We start from the raw sequence: 25524 nt of genomic DNA, 5'->3' as shown, positions 1-25524 counted from the left end.
TAAAGATACTTTCTAAATTTCACTATAAAATTTGCTTTTTGTAAAAGCTTGAAAAATTTAATTGCCTAATATCAGAAATTTTAATACAAGCGATCCTTTTAGTTAAAAATCAAATTTCAGCCTGAATGCCCCAGTTAAATTTAAAATATTTTGCAATCTCTTTAAATTTCAAAATTCCTAATATAAAAAATTATTGTAAGTAGCGTGGTCTTTGAAGTTAAAAATTTAAAATTTAGCCAGAACACTCCAGCTAAATTTGATCTCAAATTTCAACTATAAAAAGTCGCTGTTGTTTTTAGTATAAGTTGTAGGGTTTTTTGTAGTTAAAACAAAAATTTAGCCAGATATCTGGCTAAATTTAATCAAAATACTCTCTTTTCTAGTCCAAATTCTACGCCAGCTTTTGCTAGCTCAAATGTCGCATCTATAAATTTATACTCGCTGCTGATAAATGGTAAAAACATCGGTATCTCGGTGCAGCCTGCGATATAAACGTCAGCTTCAATGTTAGAAAGCACTTCATAAAACACTGGCACATACTCTTCTAGCTTGCCAGCTTTGACGCCTTTGTAGATGCACTCCATGATGACATCTTGCGTCTCTTTGCTAAAATCGACGCTCTTTAGCCCGCGCTCTTTTAAAATTTGATCATAAACGCCAGCTTTTTTTGTGCCACTTGTTGCGATGACAGCGATATTTTTAGCGTGTGGATATTTCTTTTGCAAGGCATCTATGGTAACTTTTGCAATGTGCAAAATTTTCACTCCAGCCTCTTTTTCGATACTTGGGGCAAAGTAGTGAGCTGTGTTACAAGCCATTAGCATTGCCTCGCATCCTGCATTTTTTAAAAGTTTGGCACTTTGAATTAGCTTTGGAAGCGGACTTTCTCCCTCGCCCATGATGAATTTTGTCCTATCTTCTATCTGAGCGTATGAGTCGATAACGATGTGTAGGTGCTCTTGATCGCAAGTTGCTGGGGTTATATCGATGATCTTCTTGTATAAATCAGCCGTGGCAAGTGGTCCCATGCCGCCTATGATGCCTAATGTCTTCATAACTCCTCCAAATTAAAATTTTCAATAATTATAATATTAGTTTCTATATTTAAAAATAAAATTTCTAAATTTTCATTGGGTATTGTAAAAATAGGGGATAAGCACTTTAAGTTTTGAAGTAAATTTTAAGATAAAAAGGGGCGATTTGCCCCTTAAAAAATTCTATTATGAGTGGAAGTGAAATTCGTCTGGATGATCTAGTGCGTATCTAAATTTCTCCATATCGACCTTTTTATCCCAGATAGATACGATCATGCAGCCAACGGCATTACCGCAAAGGTTACCAACAGCACGCATCTCTGACATAAATTTATCAACGCCAAGTAGCACAGCTACGGTGACGACTGGTATGCCAGTGCTTGGAAGTGCGCTTAATGTGCCAGCAAGGACGACAAAGCCAGATCCTGTAACGCCAACAGCGCCTTTGCTTGTGATCATTAGCACGATTAGTATGCTTATTAGGTGCTCAAAACTTAGCGGGATGTTGAAGGCTTGCGCTAAGAAGATAACGCTTAAGCTTAGATAGATGTTGGTGCAGTCAAGGTTAAATGAGTAGCCAGTTGGGATTATAAGGCCAACTGCGCCTCTATTTATGCCAGCTGCTTCTAGCTTTTGCATAAGTGGTGCAAGGGCTGTCTCGCTCGAGCTTGTCGCAAAAACGACCAAGACCTCTTTTGAGATAAAGCGCATAAATTTAAAGACATTGACTTTGGCAAAGTAGCAAATGATGCCAAGTACGACAAAGATGAAAAAGCAGCTCGCAAGTGCCATAACAACAAGAAGCTCCATCATACCAAGAAGCGTTCCGATGCCAAATTTACCGATCAAATAAGCCATCGCTGAAAAGGCTGCCACTGGGCTAAATAGCATAAGCCAAGTAAGTAGCTTTAAGACGTAGTGCTGGATAAATTCAAGCGGTTTTAGACAAGCTTGCTTTTTATCATGAGCAAGTAGCGAAAGCACGATGGCAACGACTATCGCCATGAAAAGCACTTGAAGTGTGTTTGACTTTATAAATGGATCAAGTATATGCACGTAAGGGAAGATGTCATCTACTGGCACAGCGCCTCTTAAAAGATGAAGCGTATGCGCTAAAAAGCCGCTATTTGCGTCCATGTTGCCAGCTTGAGATGTAAATTTAGCAACACTTGAGGCATCAAGCTGAGTGTAGTCAAGGTTCATGCCGTGCCCCGGACGAAGCGTCTCGCCAAAGATGATACCAACAGCAAGAGCGAGCGTGCTAACTATCTCAAAGTAGATAAACGCCTTAAGTCCGATAGTGCCAAGATCTTTTAAGCTCTCAAGTCCGACGATGCCTGAAACGATCGTTAAAAAGATGATAGGGCCGATTAAAATTTTAAGGGCTTTTATAAAATAATCAATGCCTGGCTTGCTCGCTATGCCAAGCTCAGGTGCCACCATACCGACAATAACACCGCCAACTATACCTATCACAACCCAAATGGCGAGATTGGTAAATAGCCTCACAAAGAGACTTTTTTGCGTTTTTGCACTATCCATAAATCCCCCTTTTATAGGTTCTGCTTGATCTCTGCTGAGAGGATCTTGTCGCCTTGCTTGATAGCATCAAGTACCTTTAAGCTCTCGTCATCAGTGCACTTTCCAAAGACTGTATGCACGCTGTCAAGATGAGGTTGCTTGCTGTGGCAGATGAAAAACTGCGATCCGCCAGTGTCGCGACCTGCGTGAGCCATGCTAAGGCTGCCACGCTCGTGCTTTACCTTTTGATTATCGCATTCGCATTTTATCCTCCAGCCAGGACCGCCTGTGCCTGTGCCGTTTGGGCAGCCGCCTTGGATGACGAAATTTGGTATAACTCTGTGGAAATTTAGGCCATTATAAAAGCCTGTTTTTATCAAATGGACAAAATTTGCAACAGCTTGCGGCGCTTCCTCGGCAAAAAGCTCAAGTCTTATCTCGCCTTTGTCTGTCTCTAAAACTGCAAATTTATCTTTTTTAAGCTCGTCTAAATTTATATCATAAACTTTTAACTCATCAAAACGCATGTATCTCCTTTTTTACTCTATATTTGTATAAACTGCTTGAACGTCGTCATCGTCTTCTAGCTTATCAAGAAGCTTCTCGACCTCAAGCATCTGCTCTTCGTCTAAATTTACAGCTTGGTTTGGTAGGTATTGAAGTGAAGCTTTTTTAACTACTAAATTTAGCTTTTCTATCCCTTCATGTAGTGTGCCAAAATTTGCATAGTCGCCATAAACATATAGCGTATCATCGTCAGCTTCGATATCGCTTAGGCCGTAGTCTATCAGCTCAAGCTCGATCTCTTCGACATCTGCGCTTGGTTTTTCAAGCTCAAAAACGCTCTTTCTTGTAAACATAAAGCTAAGGCTGCCGCTTGGTAAAATTTCTCCGCCATTTTTGCTAAATATCGCTTTTACATTTGCGACTGTTCTTGTTGGGTTGTCAGTAGCGCACTCGACGATGATTTGCACGCCGTGAGCCGCTTTGCCGTCATAAAAGATAGTCTTGATATCTGCACTATCTTTGCCATTTGCTCTTTTTATAGCCGCATCGATGTTGTCTTTTGGCATATTTTCAGCTTTTGCTGCTGCGATGGCTGCACGAAGTTTTGGGTTCATATCCGGATCACATCCGCCATCTTTTGCCGCTACTGTTATAGCCTTTGAAAGTTTTGGAAATACCTTGCTCATCTTATCCCATCTAGCTTCTTTTGCTGCTCTTCGGTACTCAAATGCTCGTCCCATAAATATCCTTAAATAAATTTTTTACGGATTATAACTAAAAAAATTTTATACTTTTTTAAAACATTTTTAGTTTGCCTGTTAAAGTGCATAATTTGCAAATTTGAAAATAATATTTGGTAAAAATTTAAGCTAAAGGCATATAATCATACTCATGATAAAAAATGCTCAAAAACAAGATGCAAAAATCTGCATAAAACTACTAAATTTAGCGATGGAGGATATCGCCTACAAGCTAAGTGGCTACGACGATCCTGCAAAAAGCGATGAAATTTTAGAGAAATTTTTTCAAAGCGAGACAAACAGACTTAGCTATAAAAATGTCTATGTCTATAGGCGTGACGAGCATATCATTGCTGCTATGTGTGCTTATTTTGGTGGCGACGCGTGGCAGTTTGATAGAGAAATTTCTCAGCATCTAAAGGCGCTTGGCAAAGATGCCAAGGTAGAAAAAGAGTGCTTTGACGATGAGTTTTATATAGATAGCATCGCAGTGGATGAGAAATTTAGAGGCCAAGGTCTTGCAAAAGAGCTTATCTTGCACTCATTTGCCAAAGCAAAAGAGCTAGGACATAAAAAGGTCTCGCTGATAGTTGATATAAATAAGCCAAAAGTTCGTAAATTTTACGAGAGCCTTGGCTTTAAATTTAACACCAAAAAGATCATAAATTTACACGAATACAACCACATGATAAAGGAGATAATATGAAAACATTTGAGGTAAATAACGTGCATTGCCAAAACTGCGCAAACACCATAAAAAACGCACTTGAGGATGACTTTGGCGAGATAAAAGTCGATCTTAGCAAAGAGCCAAGACAAGTAAGCGTTGATATAAAAGATGGCGATGTAGAGAAATTTAAATCAGAAATGGCTGATCTGGGATTTGACGTTATAAAAGAGCTTTGATATGCCTTTAAAAGTCAAGCTAAATATAGCGGGAATGAGCTGCGTAAATTGCTCAAACGCTATCGAGAAGGTTTCTAAAAAGATAGATGGGGTGCTTGAAGCAAATGTAAATTTTGCAAACGCAAGCGGTGAGTTTGTCCTAAAAGACGCCAGCGTGCGTGAAGCTTTAGAGCAAAAGATAAAGAAGCTTGGCTACTTTGTGGCGACAAATATTGATGAATTCGAAGCCAAAAGAGACGAGCATATAACCTCGATAAGAAAAAAATTTATATTTGCATTTATCGCAAGCATCGTGATAATGGCGCTTGAGATGTTCGCGCCTCACAGCGTGCTAGTAAATTTACTCATGCTAGTTTTAGCGTTTTTGGTGCTAGCTTTTAGTGGCAAAGACTTCTTTGCTCACGCCATAGAGGCTGTTAAAAATAAAAACTACGATATGAACGTGCTTGTAGCTCTTGGAAGCGGCAGTGCGTTTTTATACTCGCTTTTTGTTGTGATCTTTTCTAATTTCATCCCAGATGATCTAAAAAATGTCTATGTCTCAGGTGCAGCGATGATAATAGCCTTTGTTTTGCTTGGCAAGTATCTTGAAGAGCGCTCAAAGGCAAAGGCAGGCGACTACCTAAAGACACTACTTAAAATTTCACCAAAGACCGCCTTTTTGGTCATGCCAGATGGACAGAGCAAAGAGGTAAATGTAAATGAGCTAAAAGTAGGCGACATCGTCATCGTAAAAAATGGCTACAACATCCCAAGTGATGGCGTGATAGTCCAAGGCGGTGCTGAGATAGATGCTTCTATGCTTACAGGAGAGAGCTTGCCAGTTTATAAAGAGGTGGGAGATAGCGTATTTGCCGGCACTCTAAACACAAATGGCTACATAAGCGTCAAGGTGACAAAGAGTTCTTACGAGAGCTTGCTATCTCAAATTTTAAGCCTACTAAGCGACGCTAGCTCTAAAAAGATGCCTATCGGACGTTTGGCTGATAAGATAGCAAACATCTTTGTGCCAAGTGTCGTGGCGATCTCAGTTCTTACATTTTTAATATGGATAATCTTTAGTGGAAATTTCGCCTATGCGATCTCTAGCGCGATCTGCGTGCTTATCATCTCATGCCCATGCGCACTAGGACTTGCCACGCCAATAGCAATCGTAAGCTCCCTCTCGCGTGGTGCAAAAGCTGGGATTTTGGTGAAAAATCCAGAGGTTTTGGAGCTTGTAAAAGATGCTAAATTTGTAGCATTTGATAAAACTGGCACGCTAAGTAAGGGGTTAATCAGCGTCAAAAGCTCAAATTTGAGTGAAAAAGAGTTAGAGCTAGTGGCATCTGCTGAAAATTTAAGCGAGCATCCGATCTCAAAAGCGATCGTAAGATATGCAAAACAAAATTGCATAAATTTACAAAAGCTAAATGGCAAATTTCAAAATGTAGTTGGTCAAGGCATCGTCTATGAAGATGAGAGTGAAAAGATAATAATAGGCAACGAAAAACTGCTTGCAGCAAACAATATCTTGCTAAATGAAGCTGATAGTAAAGCGATAAAAGAGGCTACAAGTGATGGAAGTGGCGTCATACTTTGTGCGCTAAATAAAAAATTTAGTGGCTTTTTAACGCTAAGCGATGAGCTAAAAAATGAAGCAAATAGCGTTATAAACGAGCTTTCAAGGTTAAATTTACAAAGTGTGATCCTATCAGGTGACGATAAAAAAGTAGTGGCAAATATCGCTAGCAAGCTAAATGTGAGTGAATACTACGCAAATATGCTACCTGAGGATAAATTTAACAAGGTAAAAGAGCTAATGAGCCGAGGTGGCGTGATCTTCGTGGGAGATGGCATAAACGACTCGCCATCGCTTAAAGAAGCAAGTGTTGGCATCGCTATGAACTCAGGCTCAGACATCGCTAAAGGCGCAGGCGATATCGTGCTTGTAAAAAATGACTTGCGTGGCGTGAGCGGGCTTGTAAAACTTGCAAATGCGACTATTGCTAACATAAAAGAGAATTTGTTTTGGGCATTTATGTATAACGCCATTTGCATACCAGTGGCTGCTGGCGTGCTCTATCCGGTATTTGGGCTGCTTTTAAGCCCAGTTTATGGCTCTATGGCGATGTGCTTAAGCTCGGTCACTGTCGTGCTAAATGCGCTTAGACTTAGATATTTGAAGCTTAAGGACTAAATTTGAGACTTGGAGAGCTTTACAGCGTCGTAGCGGCTGCACTTGCTACAAATTTTAATGGCATCTTGGGCGTCTCATCTTTTATGCGTATCAAAAAGACAAGTGCGTGGATAACGCAGACAAAGAGTGATGCGAACGTAAAAGGAAATGAGCTTTACGCTAAATTTATCAAAGATGAGAGTAGTGCGGCCTTGTGTGATGATTTTGTCATTTTAAAGGCAAAATTTGAAGCAAGCTACTATTTTTCAAGTGCAAAAGATGATTTGGCGCAATTTTATAAAGCTATAAATTTTGAGCCAAAAATGGGCGAGGTTGATAGCATCTCAAATCAGCTCATTTTGATAGCAAATATCTTAAAAAAAGAGGCGACAAAAGAGTCTATGCAGCTTCTTGCTGCTTTTAGCCTCTCTTTTTTCTTGCCATATGCCGAGCAACTTGCAAAAGAGCTTGAGCAAAACGCTAGCAGTAACTTCTATAAGTCAATGGGATACTTTTTAGAGGATTTTTGTTTGGTTTTAAAAACTATTATCGGTAAGGCTTAGTCTTAAGCCTATACCATTTCTGTCATCTGAGTTTTAATACTTAAAATGTTATTCTGAATGCTTGATTGTTCTAAATTTAGATGATGAAGCATCTGCATAGAATCACGATCTTTCAGGTGCTGGATGCTTGAAATTTGATCAGCTATATCGCTTCTTTGATCTTGTAATTTTTCTAAATTTTTTTGTAACTCTGTGACATCTTCTTTTCTAATAATTGTAGGTTTTTGTCTAACTTCTTCTCTTTGTTCAACATGCACATCATTACTTCTAACGATATCTTTTGTACCATAGCCAGAAGATACTAATATGCTAGTTTTAGCGCTACTTGATGATATAGATGTGTAGCCGTTATGATAGAAAACATTTGAGTTCATATTTGCATCTATTTGCATATCGTCCTTCCTTTTTAGTTTATTTCTTCATTTATAACTATATCGGCAATAAATCAAAAAACTTGAAATAGTTTTTAAAAAGTTGCTGGGCGAATTATATTTTAATAACCTTAAATGTAAATTATATATATAACTTTTTTACTACTCTAGCATAATTTTTATATTACATTTCCCTTTTTTGAGCAAAAAATTTATTTTTAAAATGCTCGTAAAAGCCTAGTTAAGCACCATTTTGTTAAAATCACGCAAAATAAATCATAATCAAAGGCAAAGCTATGAAAAAAGATGAAAACGCACATAAAAAGATGTGGGAGGGTAGATTTAGCGAGGCTAGCTCGAAGTTGCTCGAGGAATTTAACGCTTCTATAAATTTTGATAAAAATCTTTTTGAAGAGGACATCGCTGGTAGTAAGGCGCACGCAAAGATGCTTGGGATTTGCGGAATTTTAAAAAAAGATGAGTCAGAGGCGATCATAAAAGGGCTTGATGAGGTTTTGGCTGAGATAAGAGCTGGTAAATTTGCTTTTAAGATAGAGGATGAGGATATCCATATGGCCGTTGAAAAGCGTCTTAGCCAGATCATCGGAGCTGAGCTTGGCGGCAGACTACATACAGCTAGAAGCAGAAACGACCAAGTCGCACTTGACTTTAAATTTTATGTTTTGAAGAAAAATTTAGAAATTTCCTCTCTTATAAAAGAGCTCATCGCCACGCTTACAAATTTAGCCAAAAACCACAAAGATACGCTAATGCCAGGCTACACGCACCTTCAGCATGCCCAGCCAGTAAGCCTTAGCTACCATTTGCTAGCGTATGCCTTTATGTTTAAGAGGGATTTTGAGCGATTTGTTAGCTCATACGAGCGAAACAACCTAAGTCCGCTTGGCTCAGCAGCCCTCGCAGGCACGCCGCACAAGATAGATAGGAGTATAGTGGCTAGCGAGCTTGGCTTCGCAGACTGCACGCAAAATGCGATGGATAGCGTGAGTGACCGCGACTTTGCGCTTGAAATTTTATTTAACATTAGCGTTTTTATGACGCACGCTTCTAGGCTTTGCGAGGAGCTCATACTCTGGAGCTCGCAAGAATTTGGTTTTGTAAGCATTAGCGACGCTTATAGTACAGGCAGCTCCATAATGCCACAAAAGAAAAACCCAGACGTCGCCGAGCTTATACGCGGCAAAACTGGGCGTGTAAATGGAAATTTAGTAGCGCTGCTAACTACGATGAAGGGCTTGCCACTTGCTTACAATAAAGATATGCAGGAAGATAAAGAGGGTGTTTTTAACAGCGTTGCGACCATTTTAAGCTCGGCTACTATCCTAAATGAGATGATAAAAACGGCTAAATTTAATGAAAAAAATATGCTAAAAGCGACAAAAACTGGACATCTAAGTGCGACCGATCTGGCGGACTATCTAGTGCGTGAGAAAAATATCCCATTTAGAACGGCGCACTTTATCACCGGTAAAGCTGTGGCAAAGGCTGAAAGCTTGGGGCTTGACCTAAGTGAGCTAAACAAAGAGCAGCTAAAAAGTGTCGATGAAAATTTAGATGAAAATGCCATTAAATTTCTAGATCTTCATGCTTCAAAAGAGGCTCGCACTTCAAAAGGTGGCACGGCAAATAAAAGTGTTGAAGAGCAAATTCAAATTTTAGACGACTGGCTTAAGTAAAAAGAGTTATAATTGCGCGTAATTTACAAATTTTAAAGGATGAAAAATGTTTTTTGACAGCAAAAATAAAGAGCTTGGTAGTAAAAATGAAGCTTTAGAAAGAGAAAATGAAGCTTTAAAGGCTGAGATTTTAGCACTTAAAAATGAGCTAAAAAATGCCAAAACTAGTGAGCCAAAAGAGCAAGCTAAGGATAAGCAAGAGGCTGTAAATTTGCTCCTTACTAGCTATCAAGATGGTATGAACTTCTTGCAATCAACCATCGAAGAAAATTTAAAAATGCTTGAAAATATAAACCATTTAAATGAAAAAACATTCAAAGAAACAGGCGAGCTAAAGTCTCAAACGGCTGAAATTTTAAGCTCGATCGAGCAAGTGAGCCAGATGAGCGGCGATCTCTCAAACGACGCCTCTTCGCTTGATGGAAGCGTAAATTCTATCGTTGAGATCATAAATCTCATAAAAGACATCTCAGATCAGACAAATTTGCTAGCGCTAAATGCTGCTATCGAGGCGGCTCGTGCGGGCGAGCATGGACGAGGCTTTGCAGTTGTTGCAGATGAGGTTAGAAAACTTGCTGAGCGCACGCAAAAGGCGACACTTGAAGTTGAAGTAAATATAAATGGCCTTAAACAAAGTGCGAACACGATGATCGAAATGAGTGAGAGTTTCTCTAAAATTTCAGCAAATGCGATGCAAATTTTAGGAGGCTTTGAGGGCAACATCTCAAGCGTAAATGCCAACACTCAAAACATCCTAAACCAAGCTCTAAATGTCACAAACGAAGTAAATGTAAGCAACGGTAAGATAGATCACATCAACATGAAGCTAAATGGCTATCGAGGCGTCTTGCTTGGCGAGATAAATAAAATTCAAGACGTGCATGAGTGTAGATTTGGCAAGTGGTATGAAAAGGATGTGAAAAATACCATCATCAAAGATCCAAGAACCCTCTCAAGCATAGCTGCGCACCACGAAAATGTCCATCATGGACTAGATAAGGCTATGGCGATTTTTGCTGACAAAGATAAGGGACATTTAGCAGGTGTCGAGATACTAAAAGATGTCGAGCACTCAAGTAAAGCAGGCTTTGAAGAGCTACTTGAAGCGGTAAAAGCTGCTAGAAAGTAAGCAAAAATAAATGGCTGGATTTCTAGCCATTTAGACGCAACTATTTTATCTCGTACCTTTTTGAAACTACGTGGTAGTAAAAGGCTCCAATGAAAAAGAGGCTTCCCATAAAGGCTGCGATCATCTCCACGCTTAGTCCAAGCTCGTATAAAAAGCCGATCGCAAATGAGATAAGCGCGCTAAATCCAAGAAAAACCATATCATTATACGCGATCACTCTGCCGTAAAACTCTTTTTGACAGTTTTGCTGAAGCAGCGTGTAGGTATAGCTCCAAAGGCTTGATGTGCAAAATCCAGCAAAGATGATGCCAATTAGCGAGAGATAAAAATTTTGCAAAGAGAGCGCCCAGATGATGATGCCAACTCCTTGACCGATGTAGATGTAGATGAGCGTTTTTTTATTCATAAATTTACTAAGCAAGGCTGGCGCAAACATAAGCGAGATCGACCTTGAGGCGTTTAATAGGCCAATAACTAGCGAGGTTGAGAGTAAATTTGTGTATTTATAGTCGGCCAAAAGCGCGATCAGTGCGTCATAAGCTGTGATACCAACAAAGGCGTGCAAAAATATAAGATGTACGATGAGCCTATTTTCTTTTAGATATTTAAGCCCATTTTTTAGCATTTTTAGAGGTTTTTCTATAAATTCTGGCTTTAGCCCGTCTAGTTTTAGAAGATATAAAAAGCCAAAACTGCAAAGATAAAGAGCTCCGTCAAGCAAAAAGGCGCTTTTGATGCCAAAAAAGTGTATATAGACGCCTGCAAGCCCCATGCCAGCGGTGTATGAGACCGCCCAGATGATCGAGTGGATCTCGTTTGCAAGCTTTAGGCTCTCTTTACTTAGAATTTTTGGCAGCACGCTCATTTCTACTTGAAAATACATCCCACCAACGCCGTTTCTAACAAAAATGATAAGCAAAAGTAGCCATAAAAAATCAAGTGAGTTTATAAAAAGCAGCATAAAAACGCTTATGGTCTCAACCGCCATCATGATGACAAGCATTGGTTTTGGGCTAAATTTATCCACCAAAATGCCACTAAATGGAGCGATGACAACACCTGGGATAAATGCCATCGCCGCACTTAGCGTGAGTGCCCATACAGGAGCGTCAAGCGAGATAAGTAGCGTAAAGATGCCAGTGTGCGAGAACCACACACCAAAGTAGCACATAAGCTGGATGGTGCTTAAAAGGCGGAAATTTCTCTCATCCCTTAAAAGCTTAAGATACTCTTTCAAACTACTGGTTCCACATCAGAGTTATCTGCTCTATTTGCGCCTCGTCTGGTATCTGGCTTAAGTTTGTTATCTCTTGTGCGAGTGGATTTTTAAGCTTTATGAGCATGTCGTGGCTGTCTATTTTTAGATAGATATTGTTTGCGTCGCTTTGAAATTTAGAGATGACAAGTGCGTTTTTTATATCTTTAAAATTTGATTTTAGGCTGATGTTTTCTGGAGTTTTAAACTCATTTGAGTAAATTTCAATACTTGTAATGATGCCATTTAGTAAGGTGTATTCAAAAATTCTCTCGTTTTTATTTGTGACGATGTAGCTATTTTCTTTTTTTGTATTGTCTCTTTTTATGTTTTTTGCGCCGTAAAATTTCATCACATCAGCATTTGCTGACTCGTTTGTAAGTTTTGCAAAAAAGCCCTTGCCAAAGAGGCTAGATCTGCCTTTTTCTCTTTTGTAGTGTCCGCTTATGTGAGCGTTTTTGCAAATTTTATCGTTTGCGATTACGAAGATGTCATTAGCAGTTTTATGCACGCTTAAAGCCACGCCTTTTTCGTCCAAAAGGTAAAAAATGCCCTTGTCGTAAAGCAGCTCTGAGTTAAATTTACAAAGTGGCGAGCCATCTTTTAGTGATGAGTAAAAGCTTATCTTTGCGCCGTTTTTGCTAGGCACAAGCACAAGCTCTAAAAAGCCATTTTTGTCTTTAAATTTAGAAAATCTAGCAAAAAAACTATCTTTATAAGCCTTATTTACTGGCTCGTAGTTATAAATTTGAGCTAGCACGCCAACTCGCTTATTTTTCTTATCATCAAGCTGAAGAAGTGAGTTTTTGTTTGGCACAAAGTAGCTAAGTACGCCACTTTCATCTTTTAGCACGATAGCGCTCTCATCGACATCGAAAGTGCCGCCTTTTTCTACCAAGGTAGCAGCCTTATCCATCGTAAGCATAGTTTTTGTGTAGGTTTTGTCTTTATTTAGAGTCAAGATAGTCTTCACGCCCTCGCAGTTTGAGCATGGTAAGGTGGTGTAGTAGCTCGTGTAGATAGAGTTTGAAAGTATTAGTTTTTCTGTTTTTTTGGGTTTTTCGTCTCTAAGAAGTGGTTTTTCTTCTTTCGATTTTTGTGTTTGCTCTTGGTTTTGTGGCTTTAAATTTTCATTTTTCGCGCAGCCAATGATGAAAAATGAGATAAGTATGGCAAAAAGATATTTCATTTGCAACTCCTTAAAAATTGCAAAATTATATCATTTTGCCTTTAAAATTTATTTTACGCGTTTGAAGATGTATTTGTCTTTTAGCTCGCCAGTGACCTCTTTTTGATCCATGTCAAGCATCTTTAGGCTCTCTCCCTCGATCTTATAAAAGCTCTTCTCTTTATACTCATCAACTGTTGTGATAACGCCGTTTTTGACTGAGTATTTGCCCTTACTAACGGCTTTGTAGTTGTCTTTTGACTTGTAGTTCATCACACTTTCAAATGTGCCGTCTTTTTTAAGTGTGAGGGTTGAGTCTATGCCCATGCAGCTAGCGCAAGGTAAAAACGCCTTGTAAGTGCCCTCGACGCTGCTTACTGGAGCCATGCAGCTACCTTTTACTTCACATTTGCCTTGTGGGACGCTTGCGCTTTGGTTTGACGTAGCGCAACCTGCTAAAAGTAGAGCCGCACTTAGTGCAAAGATAAAATTTTTCATGCTAATCCTTTAAAAATAAAGTTTGAAAATGTATTATAATACTTAAGAAAATAACAAATTATAAATTAAAGGAGAGAAGATGCAAGTTGAGACATTTGGCGTTTTAGTCGTTGTTTTGGTTATTTTTGCATTTTTGTTTTTAAAAGCTGGCATTAAGATCGTTTCGCAAGCAGATAACCTGCTCATCGAGCGACTTGGTAAATTTCACAAGGTGCTTGACGGGGGATTTCACATCATCATCCCATTTGTTGATCAGATAAGAGCGATCATAACTATAAAAGAGCAGCTTGTTGATATCACAAAACAGCAAGTCATCACAAAAGATAATGTTAATATAAGTGTCGATGGCATCGTCTTTTTAAAGGTATTTGACGCAAAAATGGCGGTTTATAACGTAGATAACTACAAGCGCGCTATTGCAAATTTAGCCATGACAACGCTTCGTGGCGAGATAGGTGCTATGAACCTTGATGATACGCTAAGCTCTCGTGACCGCCTAAATGCCGCACTTCAAGTAGCTCTTGGCGACGCAGCTGGCAACTGGGGCGTAAAGATCATGCGTGTGGAAATTTCTGAAATTTCTGTCCCACTTGGCATCGAAGAAGCGATGAATATGCAGATGAAGGCTGAGCGTGAAAAGCGTGCGATAGAGCTAAAAGCCTTGGCTGAAAAAGAGGCACTCATCCGCAACGCAGAGGCACTAAAACAAGAAAAAGTGCTTCAAGCAGAGGCAATAGAGCGTATGGCTGATGCGAAAAAATACGAGCAAATCGCCATCGCAACGGCTCAAAAAGAGGCCATGGATATGATAAATGACAGCATGAGCAAAAACGCAAATGCGGCTGAATTTTTGCTTGCGCGCGACAGGGTCGGGGCATTTAGCGAGCTAGCTAAAAATAGCTCAAAAGATAAAATTTTAGTCCCTTATGAGGCGGCTGAACTCATCGGCTCGCTTAGTGTTTTAAAAAATTTCTTAGCTAAGGATAAGGCGTGATAAGTCCTTTTATAATGATAGCCATAGGCGCGATTTTGTGCGTGGCTGAGCTTATGCTATTTTCATTTTATCTGCTCTTTTTTGGCTTAGCTTTTATCATCGTTGGGGCGATAAATTTTGGCTTTGGTTTTGAGTGGAGCTTTCAAATTTTGGCTGTCCTAGTGCTTGCATTTATTTTGCTTGTGCTTTTAAAAGCGCCATTAAAGAGCAAATTTATGTCTAGAAAAGAGAGCTTTAATGAGGAATTTTTAGATGAAGCTGGCGTTGGTGAGATCAGAGAAAATATGGTCTATTTCAAAGGCACTCTTTGGAAGTATGACGGATCGTTAAAAAATGGCGAGAAAGTGCAGGTTTTAGGCACTAAAGGCGACAAAGTTATATTAAAATAAAGTGCCATTTGGCACTTTATCTATTTTGCGTGGGCTGGGCAGCCTGTTGGCATTTGCCCATGCATCGCCCCTTGCATGCCATGATGTGGGCAGCTTGGCATATTTTCTTGCATCATTTTTTGATGATGAGCACATCCGCAACTTGCACCTTGTGGCTCAGCTGGCTTTGGCTCGTTTTTAGCACAACCAACTAAAAATAGGCCTACAACTACGGCTAAAACGATCTTTTTCATATTTACTCCTTCAAAAAAGTGCCATATTCTATCTACTCAAGGTTAAAATTTGGTAACGAAACGATTTATCAGATTTAAAAGCATTTTTGGCTAAACTTTCGCCCAAAAATAAGCAAAATAAAAGGTTAAATTTGAAAAGACTTAGTGTAAATGAAGCCATCGATCTTATAGAAAATGCACCGCTTTACGAGCTTGGCAAGATGGCGCTAGCTAGAAAAAAAGAGCTTCATCCAGAGGGCATTACGACCTTCATCGTAGATCGTAACATCAACTATACAAACGTCTGCTGGGTGGATTGTAAATTCTGCGCATTTTACCGCCACGCAAAAGAGGAAGACGCTTATGTGCTAAGTTTTGAGGAGATCGGCAAGAAGATCGAGGAGCTTATCGCCATCGGCGGCACGCAAATTTTATTTCAAGGTGGCGTGCATCCAAAGCTAAAGATCGAGTGGTACGAGGAGCTTGTGGGCTACATCAGCAAGCACTATCCAAGCATCACGATACATGGCTTTTCTGCCGTTGAGATCGACTACATCGCAAGAGTTTCAAAAATTTCTACAAAAGAGGTCTTAAGACGCCTAAACGAAAAGGGCTTATACTCGATGCCAGGAGCTGGAGCGGAGATTTTAAGCGACCGCGTTCGCGACATCATCGCTCCTAAAAAGTGCGACACCGCAGACTGGCTTCGCATACACAAAGAGGCGCACGAGCTTGGCATGAAGACGACTGCTACGATGATGTTTGGCACGGTTGAGAGCACTCGTGAGATCGTGGAGCACTGGGAGCACATCAGAAATTTACAAGATGAAACGGCTGGATTTAGAGCCTTTATACTTTGGAGCTTTCAAGGGCTAAATACAAAGCTCATGCAAGAGTTTCCAGAGATCAAAAAGCAAAGCTCAAACGTCTATCTAAGGCTTCTTGCGGTTTCAAGGCTCTTTTTGGATAACTTTAAAAATATCCAAAGCAGCTGGGTCACGCAGGGCAGCTACGTAGGCCAGCTAGCGCTTCTTTTTGGCGCAAACGACCTTGGTAGCACGATGATGGAAGAAAACGTCGTAAAGGCCGCAGGAGCGAGCTTTAGGATGAATCAAGAGCAGATGATCGAGCTTATAAAAGATGTCGGAGAAATTCCAGCTAAGCGCAACACAAACTACGATATTTTGGAGAAATTTTAGATGAAAATTTTAGATATCAATGTAAAAAATATAAAAATTCCAGTCGTTTTTGAAAGCTCAAAAGCGATGCCAGTAGTGAGCCTAAAGCTAGTTTTCAAAGCAGCTGGTAGCTCGCAAAATGGCAAGCTAGCAGGTCTTGCAAGGCTAAGTGCAAATTTACTAAACGAGGGCGATATGAAGCTAGGCTCGGCTAAATTTGCCAAAGAGCTTGAAGTAAGAGCGATTAGCCTAAATGCAAGCTGTGGCTTTGAGACATTTTGCATAGACCTAAACTGCCTAAAAGAGCACTTTGCTTTTGCGTGTGGCAAGTTAAAAGAGCTACTACTCGCTCCAAATTTGACAGATGAGATCCTAAATAGGTGCAAGACCGTCACACTTGGCGAGATCGCAGCAAATGAAAACGACTTTGACTATGTGGCAAGGCAGGGACTTTTTGAGCTTTTGTACCCAAAAAGCGTGCTTGCACAGCCAAGTATCGGCACGAAAAAGAGCGTAAAAGCGATCACGCTTGAAGATGTGAGGAAATTTTTAAACGAGCATTTAGACCTTTCAAATTTGCTTTGCGTGCTTGGTGGCGACATCGACGAGAAGCAGACAAAAGAGCTAGCTAGCGTTTTAGAAATCCTAAAACCTGGCAAGGTGAGAAAGCTAGAGCGCTTTAGCCCAAGTAACAAGTGCGAAAGTAGCGAGATCATCAGGCAAAGCGAGCAGGCATATATCTACTTTGGTGCGCCGTTTAACGTAAAACCTGAGGAGAAATACAAGGCCACAGTGGCGACATTTATCTTAGGCGAGTGTGGCTTTGGCTCGAGGCTTATGGAGGAGATCCGCGTGAAAAGAGGGCTTGCATACAGCGCCTACGCTAGAAATTTGCTAAATCTCTCTTACAGCCAGCTTTACGGCTACATGCAGACAAAAAATGAGAAAAAAGACGAGGCGATCGCCGTTATAAAAGAGGAAATTTTAAAATTTAGTAAAAAAGGCGTTAGCAAGGCCGAGCTTGAGCAGGCGAAGAAATTTTTACTTGGTTCGTTGCCGCTTAGGCTTGAGACGCTGTTTAAGCGACTTGACATCGCGCAAGGCGAGTTTTACGAACATGGCGAGCTTGGAGCATTTTTAAAGGACTTGGATAAAATTTCAGCCCTTTCGCTAAGCGAACTAAATAGCTTCATAAAAGCCCACGCAGAGATCAATCAGCTAAGTTTTTGCGTCCTAAAAAATGAAATTTGAAGCAAGCGATAGGGCAAAACTTCTAAAAATAGGCGTGCTTAGCCTGCTCGACCTTGCTCTTGTGCTGCCAAAGGGCTTTGAGGATACGACGATCGCTAAGAGCCCAAGAGAAGGGCAGGTCTGCATAAATGTAAAGATCACCTCGCTCGCCTCACGCCCTGGTATGCTAACAGCACTTGCCTTTTGCGAGCAGTGGCAAAGTAGCGTAAAGATCGTCATTTTTAACGCAAAGTCTTGGCACTACGGCGCTTTTAAGGTCGGCAAAGAGATGGCGATATATGGGCTTTGCTCCTACGCCTTTGGCTCGTGGCAGATAGTAAATCCAAAAATCACCACAAAAATAGGCCAGATCGTGCCTAAATTTAAGACCGAGCTAAAAGACGAAGAACTAAAAGAAATCATCTTAAAATATCTAAATTTACAAAATTTACTGGCCGAGGGCTTAAATGAAAAAGAGGCTAAATTTCTAGCTGATTTGCAGCGGCTAGACGAGCAAAGCGTGCAAATTTTATACCGCCTAAAAAATGATGGCGAGGGCGTGGAAATCTTAAAATTTGTAGAAATTTTTAACTACATAAAAAAGCTAAGTGCTAAAAAAACCTACTTTAAAAGCCCTAAAATTAAACTTTTTGACATAAGCTCTTGGCTTAAGAGCTTGCCATTTACGCCGACAAATGACCAGCTAAATGCGGTAAATGACATCAGAGACGACCTTGCTGCCACACAGGCAAAAAGGCGCGTCATAATGGGTGATGTGGGAAGCGGCAAGACGCTTGTTATCCTAGCGGCTGCTCTTAGCGTCTATCCGAAAAGTGCCATTTTGATGGCGCCAACAAGCATCTTAAGCGAGCAAATTTATAATGAAGCAAAGAGGTTGCTGCCGCCATTTATGAATGTGATGCTGGTGCGAAGCGGGGAGAAAAAGATAGACTTTAGCGGGGTAAATTTGATCGTTGGCACGCATGCTTTGCTCTTTCACGAGCTACCAAATTCGCCACTTGTCATGGTCGATGAGCAGCACCGCTTTGGCTCAAATCAGCGCAAAAAGATAGAAGAGCTTGCCTCAAACGAGGACGAGCGAGCAAATTTCGTGCAGTTTTCAGCTACGCCCATACCAAGGACGCTAAGTTTAATCCAGTCTGAGATCGTAAATTTTAGCTTTTTAAAGCAGATGCCGTTTAAGAAAAATATAATGAGCCAAATTTTAGGCGCTAGCGAGTTTGGCTTTTTGCTAACTCACATCAAAAAGCAGCTTGAGAGCGGCTTTCAAGTAGCTATCATCTACCCGCTCGTTGAGAGTAGTGAGAGCTCAAACTACCAAAGTCTAAGCGAGGCGCAGGGCTTTTGGCTAAAGAATTTCAAAAATGTCTTCGTCACGCATGGCAAAGACAAAGAAAAAGAGGAAATTTTAAGGCGATTTAGAGAAGAGGGCGAAATTTTGCTTTCAACCACTGTTGTTGAGGTCGGCATCTCGCTACCAAGGCTAAATACGATAGTGATCGTGGGTGCTGAGAGGCTCGGTCTTGCCACGCTTCATCAGCTGCGAGGCAGGGTGGGGCGAAACGGCGGCGATGGATACTGCTTTTTATTTACCAAGCTAAAAGAGGCGCCTGCAAGACTGAAGGAATTTTGCGCGACAAATGACGGCTTTAAGGTGGCCGAGCTTGATCTGAAAAACCGCCAAAGTGGCGATATACTAAATGGCTTTTTCCAACACGGAGCGACTTTTAACTTCTACGACTACGAGGATGATATCACGCAGGCTGCAAAGGCGAGGGTGGCGGAAATTAACAATAAAGCTCAAATTTGATCTTGTGGGTTGTGTTAAATTTAGAGTAGAGACTTACTTTTGGCTAAGAGGATTTAAATTTGCGTCAAATTTAAGATGAGGGCGCAAGCTTTTATGGCTAGCTTTAAATTTGATAGAAAATGACAACTATTACGCACTTTGTTTTAGCTTTATCGCGACTGGTCTTGTCTTTTTTAATATCGCTATTAATAAAAAGGTTGCTAGCAAACCAGTCTGGTTCTCTGTGGCAAAATGGCTCATGGTTTTAAAAATGTCTTTGCTTTTGCGCTATACCTAAATTTATCTTGCCTAGCAAAATTTAACCTTTCGCAAGCTCTTTTTAAAATTTATATGAAATTTGATATGGCGGGATAAATTTTCTCTTTTTTATCGCTCACTTCCAAACTCCCATATCATCACCAACTATATCGCTGTTGCCCTCTTTTTGACTAATCCAAACCCACTCTTTGACATTTTTAGTTATCCACTCGTTTTTAATGGCGTGTTTATAAACAAACAGACCCAAATTTGCCAAGTCATTTTCATTGCCTTTTGCGTGAAAGGTGTTTTTATCAATTTTGATCAAGTCGCACTGCTTGGCAAGTTGGTCTAAATACTCATAGATCACATCTAGCTTATACTTTTTCTCTCTTAAAACCTTTTCTTCATCGATCACGATCTTTGTGCCTAGTAGTGGGTAAGCCATTGTTATCCTTTCAAATTTATTTTGCCTTTTAGCATTTATGGTTAGTAAATTTAAGTAGATATTTTTAGATAAAACGACTATCTGCCCTTAAAAATTTAAGAGCAGATAATTTTAGAGTGGATAAGTGAGGCAGCAGTTTCTTTTTACTTCGTCGATGTAGCTCACGTTTAAATTTAGTCCATAAAGCTGGCTTAAATTCTCGCTTCTAATTATCTCATCAACCGTGCCAAATCCAACCTCGCCATCACCCTTTACAAGAGCGACATATCCGCCAAGAAGCACGGCAAAGTCAGGGTTGTGAGTGGTTAGCACGACCGAGTAGCCAAGCTCTTTTAGCCACTTAACTGTGCGTAGGAATTTATACTGGTTGCCAAAATCAAGCGCGCTCGTTGGCTCGTCAAATATGATCATCTTTGGCTGCGCAGCCATCGCACGAGCGATCATACACATCTGCTTTTGACCGCCACTCATCTGCGTGATGAAGCGATCTTCAAGATACTCGATCTCAAGCTTTTTGGTGTAAATTCTAGCGATCTCCTCGTCCTCTTTGCTAGGTCTTGCAAAGATACCAAGGTGCGCCGCACGGCCCATCGTGATAAACTCAAGCCCCGTGTAGTCATACTCGGTAACCTCGCTTTGAGCGACGTATGCCATGATCTTAGCGCGCTCTTTGTTGCTTAGGCTATCTACGTTTTTGCCATCAAGAAAGATCTCTCCTGAAACTGGCTTTAGCGAGCCACTTATTAAGCCTAAAGTTGTTGATTTGCCAGCTCCATTTCGACCAAGAATGGTTAAAATCTCACCCGCGCCTATCTTTAAATTTACATTTTCTAGTTTGCCAGCCCCATTTGGGTAGCTAAAGTTTAAATTTCTAACTTCAAGCATCATGCAACCTTTTTATTTCGCCATAAAACCCAGACGAAAAATACCGTGCCGATAAAGCCAGTAAGTACGCCAAGAGGCACTTCGCTCACGCTTATGCTGCGCGCTAAGGTATCAACAAATAGCAAAAATATCGCACCCATAAATATGCTTGCAGGCATGCTTTTTATGTTATTTGCGCCAACTAGCATGCGCGCTAAGTGAGGCATGAGAAGTCCCACCCAAGCGACTATGCCGCTTATGCAGACGCTGCAGGCTGTAAGAAGCGTAGCGCAGATGATGATGACAGCGCGCTCAAATGAGACATTTACGCCAAGTCTTGCCGCACTCTCGTCGCCAAGAGAGAGCAAATTTATACGCCAGCTCATGGCGATTAGCAAAATGGCGCAGATGATCATCACTGGAGCTACGTATATTAAGTTATCGCTATCAAGCTTAGCAAGGCTACCAAGCTGCCAATAAACAATGTCAGGTAGCTTTGTCTCAGGGTCTGCGACATATTTTAAAAAGCCGATTATTGAGCCCATGAGGCCACTTACGATGATACCAGAAAGAACCAGCATAAGCGTGCTCGCGCGCCCCATCATCTTAGGTATGGCTAGAGTGATAGCAACGGCTGCTAGGCCAAAGCCAAATGCAAAAATTTGTATCCAAAATAGCGATAGATCAAAGATAATGGCAGTTGCAGCTCCCACGCAAGCACCAGCCGAGACGCCAAGAAGATCAGGGCTTACTAGCTGGTTTTTAAAGACGCCTTGATAGGCTGCACCACTCACGCTAAGAGCAGCTCCAACAAGGATGGCTGCGATGATACGTGGGATGCGTAAATTTTCTATCACGTTTGTGATGTTGCTAGCTGCACCCTCGCCGTAGCCAAAGCCGTGAGCTAGCACGCTAAAGACGTCGTTAAATGGTATGTAAAATCTACCAACGCCCAGTGCGACAAAGGCGCAAACAAGCGTTAGTAGAGCTAAAAAGATAACAACTATTGAAAAATTTGCGTTTTTCATATCTTACTTACTGCTACCGTCTGGATTTAGGCCTTTTAAGATATAGCCATACTCTGTGTCGGTAAGCTCGTGATTTAAAAACTCTTTATAAAACTCTTTTGTTTTTACTTTCATATCGACATCTTTAAATAGATCTGGTTGGATAGTTTTTGCTGCCCATAAAATTTGAAGTACGTTTTCAGCACCATATCTATCCCAGCTAAATACACCTTTTGGGTTGCCGTAAATTTTGCCGTTTTTAACAGCGTTTGAACCAGAGAATGCAGGGTGCTCTTTTATCTTTTTGATCTGTGCGTCTGTGTCATTGCCGCCAACGATGATGATATCAGGATTTGCATTGATGATCTCTTCAGCGCTAATTTCGATCATTGAACCCTCAGTATTGATAGCATTTACACCGCCACCTAGCTTGATCCAAGTGTTTTGGATGGTGTTTGTACCATCAACTTTTAGCAAATTTGCACCACCAAGAAGGTGAAGTACTTTTGGACGTTTAGCGTCAGGGATGCTTTTTGTTCTTGCTGTTACAAACTCAGAGTTATCGTGGATTTTATTAGCAAGTTTTTCAGCTTTTTTTCTAGCATCATCAGTGCCTATGACTTCAGCTGTTGCGTAGATGCTTTTCTCCATATCTGGATAGTCTCTAAAGATCAAATTTACCGCGCTAAAGCCATTTTTGATAAGTTCATCTTGAAAATTTTTGTTATACACTATGATAACGTCAGGTGCAAGTTTAACAAGCTCTTCGATCTGAAGGTCTTTGCCATTTAGTGCAGCTGGTAAATTTTTAAGTCTTGGATAGATGTGCTCAAACCACTTGTTGTTTTTGATCAGATCAGTTGTGGCTACAACCTTATCCATACCGCCAAGTGCTAGGATGATCTCGTTGTTTGCATTCCACAGTGCTGCGATCTTCTCAACCTTCTCAGGCACGCTTACTTTTACGCCTTGCATATCGGTTATGCTTCTAGCAGAGTCAGCAGCGCTTAGACTAAGAGCTGTAAAAAGTGAAGCAACAAGGCCTATTTTAGCCACTTTGTGCATGAAATTCATTTGCATATTTTTTCCTTTTTTCGTGTGAAATAGTTTGGTTGATATATTACCGCTATTTACATTAATATTATGTAAAATTTGCATATACATTGTGAAAAATTTGCATATTATTGTAAATTTCTATAAAACTAATAGGATAAATATTCTCCTTTTATTGATATATGTCATTAGTCACTATTTTGAAATAAGATAAACTTTCTCCTAAATTTTAAAAAAGGAGAATCAATGCGTGAATACAAAAGATACTGGCTCGCACTTGTTGCTGTGCTGGTAGTTTGCTTTAGTATTTTAGGCTACTATGGCGTTGAGGTTTATAGAAATTCGCCTCCAGTTGTAAATTTCACTGACGAAAATGGCAAGGTCGTGATCGACAAAGAGAGTATCTACAAAGGTCAAGAGGCTTGGCAAAGCATAGGCGGTATGCAGGTTGGCTCTGTTTGGGGACACGGGGCATATCAAGCGCCTGATTGGAGTGCGGACTGGCTTCACAAAGAGCTAGTTGCCTTTTTAGAGATCAAAGCTGATGAAATTTATCATCTAAAATACGCTGATCTAAATGACGAGCAAAAAGCAAATTTAAAGGTTTTGCTCAAAAAAGAGTATAGAGAAAATAGCGTAAAGGACGATAAATTTGTGCTAAGTGCTGATAGGCTAAAGGCAATAAGTCAAGTAGCTAGCGAGTATGCTGCGCTTTTTGGTAATGACCATAAATTTAAGCCTTTAAGAGAAGCTTATGCGATGAAAGAAAATACGCTTCCAAATGCTAGCGACAGAGCTGATCTAAACAACTTCTTCTTCTGGTCAGCCTGGGCGACAGCCACAAACAGACCTGGTAGCGAGGCAACCTATACAAACAACTGGCCGCACGAACCACTAATCGATAACGTGCCAACAAGTGAGAATGTCTTTTGGTCGATTGCAAGCGTCGTGATACTTCTAGCTGGCATTGGCTTGCTTGTTTGGTTTAGCTCGTTTTATGGCAAAAAAGACGATGAAAAGCTTGAGCCTATCAGCGAAGATCCGCTTAAAAAGCTAAATTTAACACCATCACAAAAGGCGCTTAAAAAGTATCTCTTTGTCACGCTAGCGCTATTTACGTTTCAAATTTTAATAGGCGGTTTTACAGCTCACTACACAGTCGAAGGACAAGAATTTTATGGCATAAATTTATCAGCCTACATTCCTTATTCGCTTGCTAGAACGTGGCATATACAAGCTAGTATCTTTTGGATAGCGACAGGATTTTTAGCAGCTGGACTATTTTTAGCCCCTATCATAAATGGCGGCAAGGATCCAAAATTTCAAAAGCTTGGCGTTGATCTGCTCTTTTACGCGCTACTTTTCCTTGTAGTTGGCAGTTTTGTGGGCGAATATTTAGCTATCGCAAACATCATGCCTATAAATTTAAGCTTCTGGCTTGGACATCAAGGATATGAATATATCGATCTTGGACGTGTTTGGCAGATCATTTTGTTTGTCGGTCTTGTCATCTGGATGCTTCTGCTTCTTCGCGGATTTGCAGGCGGGTTTAAAAACAAAGGCGATAAAAATTTACTTGCTATCTTTGCTATGTCAGCGGTTGCGGTTGGCTTGTTTTACGGAGCAGGGCTATTTTATGGTCAAAGAAGTCCGCTTCCAGTGATGGAGTACTGGCGCTGGTGGGTTGTACACCTTTGGGTTGAGGGCTTTTTTGAGGTATTTGCGACAGCCTCACTTGCCTTTGTCTTTGTTTCTTTGGGCCTTGTCTCAAAAAGATTTGCGACATTTTCAACGCTTGCAAGTGCGTCACTCTTTATGGTAGGTGGGATCCCAGGCACCTTCCATCACCTCTACTTTGCAGGCACTACAACGCCTATAATGGCTATTGGTGCAAGCTTTTCAGCGCTTGAGGTCGTGCCTTTGGTCTTGCTTGGAGCTGAGGCATATGAACACTACAAACTCCAGTTTGCTCAAAGCTGGGCTAAAACGCTTAAGTGGCCACTTTACTGCTTCATCGCAGTTGCCTTTTGGAATATGCTAGGTGCTGGTGTCTTTGGATTTTTGATAAATCCTCCAATTTCACTATTTTACATTCAGGGACTAAATACAACGCCAGTTCACGGACACGCGGCACTATTTGGTGTTTATGGATTTTTGGCACTTGGCTTTGTTTGGCTTGTGGCTACTTATCTATTTAAAGGGCAAGAATTTGATGAAAATCTGATGAAAGTTGGCTTTTGGGGACTAAATGCAGGACTTATGCTAATGATCGTGCTTTCACTACTTCCAATAGGAATTTATCAAGCATTTGCAAGCTTGGAGCAGGGCATGTGGTATGCAAGAAGTGCTGAGCTTTTACAACAGTCACACTTGCAAAATTTAAGATGGCTAAGGATGCTTGGCGATACGATTTTAATAATCGGCGGCATCTGCTTCTTTGCTCAGCTTTTAAAATTTATGCTTAATAAAAAGGCTTAAATTTATGGGGGCGCTTTGCCCCTTTATTTAAGCTATCTTTTCATAAAATAGTGCAA

The 25524-nt window shown here is 40.6% G+C and carries 25 protein-coding genes and 1 pseudogene; 13 read left to right on the top strand and 13 right to left on the bottom strand.

Translation table 11 applies throughout. The features are described from left to right. Positions 1-362: 362 nt before the first annotated feature. The 4 genes from CVT08_RS07595 to CVT08_RS07580 form a co-directional block, all read right to left on the bottom strand. Positions 363-1055, bottom strand: coding sequence for an aspartate/glutamate racemase family protein (locus CVT08_RS07595; RefSeq protein WP_012001368.1), 693 nt, complete (start codon positions 1053-1055; stop codon positions 363-365). A gap of 165 nt (positions 1056-1220) precedes the next feature. Then, positions 1221-2576: a cation:dicarboxylate symporter family transporter gene (locus tag CVT08_RS07590; protein ID WP_103590072.1), complete on the bottom strand. Its 1356-nt coding sequence runs from the start codon at positions 2574-2576 to the stop codon at positions 1221-1223. Positions 2577-2587: 11 nt separating this feature from the next. Next, positions 2588-3082 carry a peptidylprolyl isomerase gene (locus tag CVT08_RS07585; RefSeq protein ID WP_107856075.1) on the bottom strand — a complete coding sequence of 165 codons (495 nt, stop codon included), beginning with the start codon at positions 3080-3082 and terminating at the stop codon, positions 2588-2590. 12 nt (positions 3083-3094) lie between these two features. Next, positions 3095-3802, bottom strand: a complete 708-nt coding sequence (locus CVT08_RS07580; protein ID WP_107856074.1) for a YebC/PmpR family DNA-binding transcriptional regulator — start codon at positions 3800-3802, stop codon at positions 3095-3097. A 151-nt stretch (positions 3803-3953) separates the two neighbouring features. Between CVT08_RS07580 and CVT08_RS07575 the strand changes: the two genes are divergently transcribed. From CVT08_RS07575 to CVT08_RS07560, 4 genes are read left to right on the top strand one after another with little or no spacing between them, the layout of a single operon-like run. Beyond that, positions 3954-4508, top strand: coding sequence for a GNAT family N-acetyltransferase (locus CVT08_RS07575; RefSeq protein ID WP_107856073.1), 555 nt, complete (start codon positions 3954-3956; stop codon positions 4506-4508). Next, positions 4505-4708, top strand: coding sequence for a heavy-metal-associated domain-containing protein (locus CVT08_RS07570; RefSeq protein WP_009294304.1), 204 nt, complete (start codon positions 4505-4507; stop codon positions 4706-4708). The genes CVT08_RS07575 and CVT08_RS07570 overlap by 4 nt, the downstream gene beginning before the upstream one ends. A 1-nt stretch (position 4709) precedes the next feature. Further along, entirely contained in the window at positions 4710-6887 is a 2178-nt protein-coding gene (locus tag CVT08_RS07565) for a heavy metal translocating P-type ATPase (RefSeq protein ID WP_107856072.1), read from the top strand. A gap of 2 nt (positions 6888-6889) precedes the next feature. After that, the gene (locus CVT08_RS07560) at positions 6890-7429 is read left to right on the top strand and encodes an oxidoreductase (RefSeq protein ID WP_103567568.1); all 540 of its coding nucleotides are present in this window, start codon (positions 6890-6892) and stop codon (positions 7427-7429) included. A gap of 8 nt (positions 7430-7437) precedes the next feature. Here the strand turns inward: CVT08_RS07560 and CVT08_RS07555 are convergent, their stop codons facing one another. Then, entirely contained in the window at positions 7438-7821 is a 384-nt protein-coding gene (locus CVT08_RS07555) for a hypothetical protein (protein WP_021087597.1), read from the bottom strand. A gap of 275 nt (positions 7822-8096) precedes the next feature. Here CVT08_RS07555 and argH point away from each other — a divergent pair, with 275 nt between their 5' ends. The 3 genes and pseudogenes from argH to CVT08_RS10475 all read left to right on the top strand — a co-directional run bounded on the left by argH (position 8097) and on the right by CVT08_RS10475 (position 10626). Beyond that, entirely contained in the window at positions 8097-9497 is a 1401-nt protein-coding gene (gene argH, locus CVT08_RS07550) for an argininosuccinate lyase (protein WP_107856071.1), read from the top strand. Positions 9498-9954: 457 nt separating this feature from the next. Beyond that, positions 9955-10260: pseudogene (locus tag CVT08_RS10480) on the top strand (methyl-accepting chemotaxis protein); the annotation flags it as partial. A gap of 57 nt (positions 10261-10317) precedes the next feature. Beyond that, entirely contained in the window at positions 10318-10626 is a 309-nt protein-coding gene (locus tag CVT08_RS10475) for a CZB domain-containing protein (protein ID WP_375338548.1), read from the top strand. A 40-nt stretch (positions 10627-10666) separates the two neighbouring features. Here the strand turns inward: CVT08_RS10475 and CVT08_RS07540 are convergent, their stop codons facing one another. Genes CVT08_RS07540 through CVT08_RS07530 form a run of 3 tightly spaced genes read right to left on the bottom strand, consistent with a single transcriptional unit; the run spans position 10667 to position 13547 of the window. Continuing rightward, the gene (locus CVT08_RS07540) at positions 10667-11863 is read right to left on the bottom strand and encodes an MFS transporter (protein ID WP_107856069.1); all 1197 of its coding nucleotides are present in this window, start codon (positions 11861-11863) and stop codon (positions 10667-10669) included. A gap of 1 nt (position 11864) precedes the next feature. Then, positions 11865-13070: a copper resistance protein NlpE gene (locus tag CVT08_RS07535; RefSeq protein ID WP_107856068.1), complete on the bottom strand. Its 1206-nt coding sequence runs from the start codon at positions 13068-13070 to the stop codon at positions 11865-11867. Between the two features lie 48 nt (positions 13071-13118). Then, positions 13119-13547: a copper resistance protein NlpE gene (locus tag CVT08_RS07530; RefSeq protein ID WP_021086417.1), complete on the bottom strand. Its 429-nt coding sequence runs from the start codon at positions 13545-13547 to the stop codon at positions 13119-13121. A gap of 79 nt (positions 13548-13626) precedes the next feature. On the opposite strand from CVT08_RS07530, the gene CVT08_RS07525 reads away from it, so the two are divergent. Further along, complete coding sequence (locus tag CVT08_RS07525; RefSeq protein ID WP_021089647.1) at positions 13627-14541, top strand: SPFH domain-containing protein; 915 nt, start codon at positions 13627-13629, stop codon at positions 14539-14541. Beyond that, complete coding sequence (locus CVT08_RS07520) at positions 14538-14930, top strand: NfeD family protein (RefSeq protein ID WP_107856067.1); 393 nt, start codon at positions 14538-14540, stop codon at positions 14928-14930. The genes CVT08_RS07525 and CVT08_RS07520 overlap by 4 nt, the downstream gene beginning before the upstream one ends. A 20-nt stretch (positions 14931-14950) precedes the next feature. On the opposite strand, the gene CVT08_RS07515 is transcribed toward CVT08_RS07520, so the two are convergent. Beyond that, positions 14951-15163, bottom strand: a complete 213-nt coding sequence (locus CVT08_RS07515; protein ID WP_107856066.1) for a hypothetical protein — start codon at positions 15161-15163, stop codon at positions 14951-14953. Between the two features lie 131 nt (positions 15164-15294). Between CVT08_RS07515 and CVT08_RS07510 the strand changes: the two genes are divergently transcribed. Genes CVT08_RS07510 through recG form a run of 3 tightly spaced genes read left to right on the top strand, consistent with a single transcriptional unit; the run spans position 15295 to position 19381 of the window. After that, positions 15295-16341: a dehypoxanthine futalosine cyclase gene (locus CVT08_RS07510; protein WP_107856065.1), complete on the top strand. Its 1047-nt coding sequence runs from the start codon at positions 15295-15297 to the stop codon at positions 16339-16341. Continuing rightward, positions 16342-17571, top strand: a complete 1230-nt coding sequence (locus tag CVT08_RS07505) for a M16 family metallopeptidase (RefSeq protein ID WP_107856064.1) — start codon at positions 16342-16344, stop codon at positions 17569-17571. Beyond that, positions 17561-19381, top strand: coding sequence for an ATP-dependent DNA helicase RecG (gene recG, locus CVT08_RS07500; RefSeq protein ID WP_107856063.1), 1821 nt, complete (start codon positions 17561-17563; stop codon positions 19379-19381). The genes CVT08_RS07505 and recG overlap by 11 nt, the downstream gene beginning before the upstream one ends. A gap of 373 nt (positions 19382-19754) precedes the next feature. Here recG and CVT08_RS07490 read toward each other — a convergent pair whose 3' ends face one another. From CVT08_RS07490 to CVT08_RS07475, 4 genes are all read right to left on the bottom strand, one after another. Continuing rightward, positions 19755-20066, bottom strand: coding sequence for a hypothetical protein (locus tag CVT08_RS07490; RefSeq protein ID WP_107856062.1), 312 nt, complete (start codon positions 20064-20066; stop codon positions 19755-19757). Positions 20067-20177: 111 nt separating this feature from the next. Further along, on the bottom strand, positions 20178-20951 hold the full coding sequence (locus CVT08_RS07485; RefSeq protein WP_009294599.1) for an ABC transporter ATP-binding protein: 774 nt from the start codon (positions 20949-20951) through the stop codon (positions 20178-20180). Further along, entirely contained in the window at positions 20951-21958 is a 1008-nt protein-coding gene (locus CVT08_RS07480; protein WP_107856061.1) for a FecCD family ABC transporter permease, read from the bottom strand. The genes CVT08_RS07485 and CVT08_RS07480 overlap by 1 nt, the downstream gene beginning before the upstream one ends. A 3-nt stretch (positions 21959-21961) precedes the next feature. Beyond that, entirely contained in the window at positions 21962-23017 is a 1056-nt protein-coding gene (locus CVT08_RS07475) for an ABC transporter substrate-binding protein (protein ID WP_107856060.1), read from the bottom strand. Positions 23018-23236: 219 nt separating this feature from the next. On the opposite strand from CVT08_RS07475, the gene CVT08_RS07470 reads away from it, so the two are divergent. Beyond that, entirely contained in the window at positions 23237-25468 is a 2232-nt protein-coding gene (locus CVT08_RS07470) for a nitric-oxide reductase large subunit (RefSeq protein ID WP_107856059.1), read from the top strand. Positions 25469-25524 lie beyond the last annotated feature (56 nt).

The organism is Campylobacter concisus, assembly GCF_003048835.2.
GTDB lineage: Bacteria > Campylobacterota > Campylobacteria > Campylobacterales > Campylobacteraceae > Campylobacter_A > Campylobacter_A concisus_D.
Note: the sequence above shows the minus strand (reverse complement) of the source record. Positions and strands in the feature narration are given on the sequence as shown.

Excerpts from the sequence above, each read along its gene's own strand:
- CVT08_RS07480 (WP_107856061.1), bottom strand. The coding sequence starts at position 21,958 with ATGAAAAACGCAAATTTTTCAATAGTTGTTATCTTTTTAGCTCTACTA.
- CVT08_RS10475 (WP_375338548.1), top strand. The coding sequence starts at position 10,318 with ATGAAGCTAAATGGCTATCGAGGCGTCTTGCTTGGCGAGATAAATAAA.
- CVT08_RS07585 (WP_107856075.1), bottom strand. The coding sequence starts at position 3,082 with ATGCGTTTTGATGAGTTAAAAGTTTATGATATAAATTTAGACGAGCTT.
- CVT08_RS07555 (WP_021087597.1), bottom strand. The coding sequence starts at position 7,821 with ATGCAAATAGATGCAAATATGAACTCAAATGTTTTCTATCATAACGGC.
- CVT08_RS07580 (WP_107856074.1), bottom strand. The coding sequence starts at position 3,802 with ATGGGACGAGCATTTGAGTACCGAAGAGCAGCAAAAGAAGCTAGATGG.
- CVT08_RS07595 (WP_012001368.1), bottom strand. The coding sequence starts at position 1,055 with ATGAAGACATTAGGCATCATAGGCGGCATGGGACCACTTGCCACGGCT.
- CVT08_RS07525 (WP_021089647.1), top strand. The coding sequence starts at position 13,627 with ATGCAAGTTGAGACATTTGGCGTTTTAGTCGTTGTTTTGGTTATTTTT.
- CVT08_RS07590 (WP_103590072.1), bottom strand. The coding sequence starts at position 2,576 with ATGGATAGTGCAAAAACGCAAAAAAGTCTCTTTGTGAGGCTATTTACC.
- CVT08_RS07570 (WP_009294304.1), top strand. The coding sequence starts at position 4,505 with ATGAAAACATTTGAGGTAAATAACGTGCATTGCCAAAACTGCGCAAAC.
- CVT08_RS07505 (WP_107856064.1), top strand. The coding sequence starts at position 16,342 with ATGAAAATTTTAGATATCAATGTAAAAAATATAAAAATTCCAGTCGTT.
- CVT08_RS07485 (WP_009294599.1), bottom strand. The coding sequence starts at position 20,951 with ATGCTTGAAGTTAGAAATTTAAACTTTAGCTACCCAAATGGGGCTGGC.
- CVT08_RS07470 (WP_107856059.1), top strand. The coding sequence starts at position 23,237 with ATGCGTGAATACAAAAGATACTGGCTCGCACTTGTTGCTGTGCTGGTA.
- CVT08_RS07490 (WP_107856062.1), bottom strand. The coding sequence starts at position 20,066 with ATGGCTTACCCACTACTAGGCACAAAGATCGTGATCGATGAAGAAAAG.
- CVT08_RS07575 (WP_107856073.1), top strand. The coding sequence starts at position 3,954 with ATGATAAAAAATGCTCAAAAACAAGATGCAAAAATCTGCATAAAACTA.
- argH (WP_107856071.1), top strand. The coding sequence starts at position 8,097 with ATGAAAAAAGATGAAAACGCACATAAAAAGATGTGGGAGGGTAGATTT.
- CVT08_RS07475 (WP_107856060.1), bottom strand. The coding sequence starts at position 23,017 with ATGCAAATGAATTTCATGCACAAAGTGGCTAAAATAGGCCTTGTTGCT.
- CVT08_RS07565 (WP_107856072.1), top strand. The coding sequence starts at position 4,710 with ATGCCTTTAAAAGTCAAGCTAAATATAGCGGGAATGAGCTGCGTAAAT.
- recG (WP_107856063.1), top strand. The coding sequence starts at position 17,561 with ATGAAATTTGAAGCAAGCGATAGGGCAAAACTTCTAAAAATAGGCGTG.
- CVT08_RS07530 (WP_021086417.1), bottom strand. The coding sequence starts at position 13,547 with ATGAAAAATTTTATCTTTGCACTAAGTGCGGCTCTACTTTTAGCAGGT.
- CVT08_RS07535 (WP_107856068.1), bottom strand. The coding sequence starts at position 13,070 with ATGAAATATCTTTTTGCCATACTTATCTCATTTTTCATCATTGGCTGC.
- CVT08_RS07515 (WP_107856066.1), bottom strand. The coding sequence starts at position 15,163 with ATGAAAAAGATCGTTTTAGCCGTAGTTGTAGGCCTATTTTTAGTTGGT.